At 70.7% G+C, this 4152-nt stretch carries 4 protein-coding genes; 3 read left to right on the top strand and 1 reads right to left on the bottom strand.

Annotated elements, in window-relative coordinates:
- The 3 genes from ACYVE7_RS30385 to ACYVE7_RS30375 all read left to right on the top strand — a co-directional run.
- The coding region (locus tag ACYVE7_RS30385) for a bifunctional lysylphosphatidylglycerol flippase/synthetase MprF (RefSeq protein ID WP_460369537.1) at positions 1-986 on the top strand (986 nt) is incomplete at its 5' end.
- Positions 987-1084: 98 nt separating this feature from the next.
- On the top strand, positions 1085-2143 hold the full coding sequence (locus ACYVE7_RS30380; RefSeq protein ID WP_460369535.1) for an LLM class flavin-dependent oxidoreductase: 1059 nt from the start codon (positions 1085-1087) through the stop codon (positions 2141-2143).
- Between the two features lie 54 nt (positions 2144-2197).
- Positions 2198-3718, top strand: a complete 1521-nt coding sequence (locus ACYVE7_RS30375) for an AMP-binding protein (RefSeq protein WP_460369533.1) — start codon at positions 2198-2200, stop codon at positions 3716-3718.
- Between the two features lie 33 nt (positions 3719-3751).
- On the opposite strand, the gene ACYVE7_RS30370 is transcribed toward ACYVE7_RS30375, so the two are convergent.
- Positions 3752-4152: EF-hand domain-containing protein (locus tag ACYVE7_RS30370; protein ID WP_460369531.1), on the bottom strand; the 401-nt coding region annotated here is incomplete at its 5' end.

Below are 4152 nucleotides of genomic sequence, written 5' to 3'. Positions count from 1 at the left end.
CGCTGGTCGCCCGGCTGGTCGCCGAGCCGGGCTCGGGGACCCTCGCGCCGTTCGCGCTCCGCCGGGACAAGTCGTATGTGTTCGCGCCGGGCGGGCGGGCCGCGATCGGGTACCGGGTGCTGTTCGGGGTGGCCGTCGCCGGGGGCGATCCGGTCGGTGATCCGCGGTCGCATCCCGCGGCCGTCGGCGCGTTCCTGGAGCTGTGCGCGCGGAACGGGTGGCGGCCCGCGGTGCTGGCGGCGGGCCGGGAATGGCCGGGGATGAAGCAGATCGGGATCGGCGACGAGGTGGTGCTGACGCCCGCCGGATTCACGCTGGCCGGACGGGCGATGCGCAACGTCCGCCAGGCCGTGCGCCGCACCCACAACGCCGGGGTGAGAACGGAGATCCTCGCGGAGAGGGAACTGTCACCCGCGCTCCGGGAGTCGCTGCTGGAGATCGCCCGGCTGTCGCTGGGCGGCGCGGCCGAACGCGGCTTCTCGATGAACCTCGACGAGCTGCTGACCGGACGGCATCCGGGCTGTGTCGTCACGGTCGCCTACCTCGGCGCGCGGCCGATCGCGTTCCAGCGGTACGCCCGCTGCGGCGATGGCCTGTCCCTGGACGCGATGCGCCGCCACCCGGCCGCGCCCAACGGGGTCCACGAACGGCTGATCGCCGATCTGGTCGCCGCCACCGACGCCCCGGCCGTCTCGTTGAACTTCGCGGCCTTCCGCGAGCTCCTCGACGCCGCGGACCGCACCCTGCCCGAACGGCTCGGCTACCGCGTCCTGCATCTGCTCGATCCGCTGATCGCGGTCGAGTCGCTCTATCTGTTCAACCGCAAGTTCCACGGCGCGTACGTGCCGCGCGGTGTGGTGGTGCGCTCCTGGCTCGATCTGGGCTGGGTCGCGGCGGCCCTTCTCACCCTGGAGTTCGGCCGGGTCGCGCCGCCCGCGAACGTGCCCGCCGGCCGGCCGGCGGAGGTCTCCGCCCTGCACCGGTGACGAGCCGCTCCCCCACGCTAGATGACCGGCTCCCCCTCGCGGTGCTACATTACCAAGCGAGCGCTTGGTACATACGAGGGCAGGAGCGAAGCGACGCCATGAGATTCTCGACCTTTCACCTCTTCCACAGGTTTCCTGGCATGTCGGCTCGGGACGTGTACGACTACCAGATCGAGGTGGTCGAGCTCCTGGAAGAGCTGGGATTCGACGGGGTCTGGCTGGCCGAGCACCACTTCCGGGACTACGGGCAGATCAACAACGTTTTCACCATGCTGGCGAACCTCGCGGCGCGCACCGAGCGGCTCCGCCTCGGCACCGGCATCGTGGTGCTGCCGCTGCACAACCCGATCCGCGTCGCCGAAGAGGCCGCGATGGTCGACCTGCTGTCGAACGGACGCGTCCAGATGGGGGTCGGCCGCGGCTACCAGGCGATCGAGTTCGAGTCGTTCGGGCTGTCGCTGAGCGAGGCGCGCGACCGGTTCGACGAGGCGCTCAACATGATCCTCGAACTGTGGACCGGGGAGGACGTGCACTTCCAGGGCAAGTTCTACGGCACCGGCAACCCCGTCACCCTCGCGCCGAAGCCGTTGCAGACCCCGCACCCGCCCGTGCACATCGCGGCCGTCAGCCCCGAGACGGTCGAGATCTACGCGGCGCGCGGGCTGCCGATCCTCGCCGACCCCGCCGCCCCGTTCAAGCGCATCGCGAAGGCCGCCGAAGCCTGGTACGCGACCGCCGCGGCGCACGGGATCGACACCACCAGCCCCGATCTGATCGCCGCGCGGACCGTGTACGTCGCCCCGACGATCGCGCAGGCACGCGAGGACCTCGCCCGGTTCGAGGCGTCGTTCGACCGATCCCGGATCTTCAACGCGCAGAGCGCCCCCATCGACAGCAAGACCGGCGAGATCGCCAAGGGCTTCGAATCGTGGGCCAGCAAGTACCTGAAGGGCGGCTCCGTCGGCAACGACTTCCGCTGGGAGCAGCTCGAGGTGATCGGCGACCCCGAACGCGTCGTCAACCAGATCAAGATGGTGCAGGCCATGGGGTTCGCCGAGCTGATGTGCGACTTCGGCTCCACCCGGCACGTCCCCATCGAGCACATGCGCAAGACGCTGAAGTTCTTCGCCAAGGAAGTCATGCCGGCGTTCCGCTAGACCGGCTCCCAGATCGGCCCACAGGTCAGCTCCGCAAGGCGCGAGGAGGCGCAGATGTCCGTTCATCAGCTCACACTCGGGGACGTTCTCGGCGAGCACCGGCGGGGACGGCCGCTGGACGTCGCCGCCGTCGACGGTGAGGTCCGGCTCACCTATCCGGAGCTGGACGCGAGGGTCGACCGGCTCGCCAACGCCCTCACCGCGGCCGGTGCGCAGGCCGGTGACCGGGTGCTCTGGCTCGGCCAGAACTCCTTCCGGATCCTGGAGCTGCTGCTGGCCTCGGGCCGGATCGGCGCGGTCTTCTGCCCGGCCAACTGGCGGCAGACCGCCGACGAGCTCGGCCACATCCTGGCCGATCTCACCCCCAAGGTCATCGTCTGGGAGGAGTCGGAGGCCGTCACCGCGGCGCGGGAGGCGTGTTCGGGAGCGGCCTGGTCGCAAGAGGCGACCTGGCTGAAGTCCGGCGAACCGTACGAGGAGTTCCTCGCCGCGGGAGCCGACGGGGCGCCCGCCGCCGCCGTCACCGAGGACCTGCCCGTTCTCGCCCTGTACACGGCCGCGTTCGACGGACGGCCGAATGCGGCGCTGCTGTCGCACCGGGCGCTCATCGCGCACAGCGAGGCGCTGCTGCACCAGCGGCAGATGGAGGACGGGTTCACGTTCCTGGCGTGCGGCCCGATGTTCCATGTCGGCACGAACATGTTCGTGCTCGCGACCTTCCTGCTGGGCGGCAAGAACGTCTTCACGCCCGCCTACGAGCCGAAGGAGGTCTGCCGGCTGATCGAGGCCGAGCGGTGCACGCAGGCGTTCCTGTTCGGCCCGATGATCGACGGTCTGGTCACCGCGAACGAGGGCGGCCAGTACGACCTGAAGTCGCTGCGGTTCGTCTCCCACTCCCCCGCCTGGGACGCGATGATCACGGTCGACGCTTCGCCGTGGTGCGCGTCGAAGATGGGCGGCTACGGGCAGACCGAGGTCGGCGGGATGCTGACCTTCCTCGGGCTGGCCCCGGGCGGCCAGGGCTACGCGGGCCGGGCCAGCACGCTCGTGGCGATCCGGCTGCTCGACGCCGACGGTGTCGAGGTGCCGCCCGGCGAGGTCGGCGAGATCTGCGCGAAGGGCTGGTCGCTGTTCTCCGGCTACCACGATCGCCCCGAACTGAACGCGGTGAAGGCCGTCGGCGGTTTCCACCACACCGGCGACCTGGGCCGCCGTGAACCCGACGGCACCCTCACCTTCATCGGCCCCAAACTGCGGATGATCAAGTCGGCGAACGAGAACATCTACCCGGCCGAGGTCGAGCGCGCGCTCAAGACCCACCCGTCGGTGGCCGACGCCGCCGTCATCGGCGTGCCCGACGACCGGTTCGGCCAGACCGTCAAGGCGATCGTCGCGCTGAAGCCCGGGAGCTCCGCCACCGAGGAGGAGATCATCGAGCATGTGCGCGCCGGGATCGCCTCCTACAAGAAGCCCCGCTATGTGGAGTTCGTCGACTCGATCCCGAAGAAGGGTTTCACCCCCGACTACGACGCCCTCGACTCCGCCCACGGCGGCGGCGCCTACCCCGGCTCCTGACCGGAGCCGCCGGGCCGCGTCGGGCGGTGCTCTTCAAGCGGGGTGGAGCAGCCCGAACACCGACGCGCCCGGCGCGGCCGGATCGTCGCCCGCCCAGAACTCGTACCAGTGCCGGACGAACTCCGCTCGGGAGATCACCCCGTCGTGGTCGAGGTCGAGGAGGTCGAAGACCTCGCGGGTGTCGGCGGGGCCGCCGCGCCACGCCTCGATCATCTGGTCGTACTCCTGCGGCGAGATCGTGCCGTCGCCGTCGGCGTCGACCGCCTCGAACATCGCCTCGGCGGTGGCGTGGACCGCTTCGGGCATGGTGGGGAGCAGATCGACGGTGGCGAGGACGTCGTCGAGGGTGACGCCGTCGGGCGCGCCCGCCTCGCCCGTCAGGGCGCTCCACCAGCCGAGCATGACGGCCCGCAGGACGGCGGCGTCGTTGCCGG

This window comes from Actinocorallia lasiicapitis (genome assembly GCF_054778695.1).
The sequence above is the reverse complement of the archived record's forward strand: the minus strand, read 5'-3'. Positions and strand labels throughout refer to the sequence as shown.

What these genes read in the sequence shown, in the direction of transcription:
- ACYVE7_RS30380 (WP_460369535.1), top strand. Translation starts at nt 1,085, where the DNA reads ATGAGATTCTCGACCTTTCACCTCTTCCACAGGTTTCCTGGCATGTCG.
- ACYVE7_RS30375 (WP_460369533.1), top strand. Translation starts at nt 2,198, where the DNA reads ATGTCCGTTCATCAGCTCACACTCGGGGACGTTCTCGGCGAGCACCGG.